1 protein-coding gene is annotated in these 247 nt (G+C 75.7%); it reads right to left on the minus strand.

Translation table 11 applies throughout. From position 1 onward, the window contains the following. On the minus strand, window positions 1-218 hold a 218-nt coding region (locus ACSNOK_RS35605; protein ID WP_436784807.1), incomplete at its 3' end, for a hypothetical protein. Window positions 219-247: the final 29 nt, after the last annotated feature.

Raw genomic sequence — 247 nt, forward strand, 5'->3', positions numbered from 1 at the left:
TCGACGGTCAGGTCGACGCCAACCACCGCCGCCAGTCCCAGCCCGCCGGACTGCCGGCCGCCGCCGAGCTTCTCCGAAACCGCGTCGAGCACCAGGACGGCGGCCAGTCCCGCACCGACGCCGACGGCCGCGGCGGCCTTCGTACCGTGGGAGACCGGGGCAAGCAGCTCCAGCGCCACCGCGCCGATGAGCAACCCGGCGGCGAAGTGCTGGATCACGCTGGCGACCCGCGGCCGCGGAGGACGCC

It is taken from the genome of Streptomyces sp. URMC 126 (assembly GCF_051386555.1).
Classification (GTDB): Bacteria; Actinomycetota; Actinomycetes; order Streptomycetales; family Streptomycetaceae; genus Streptomyces.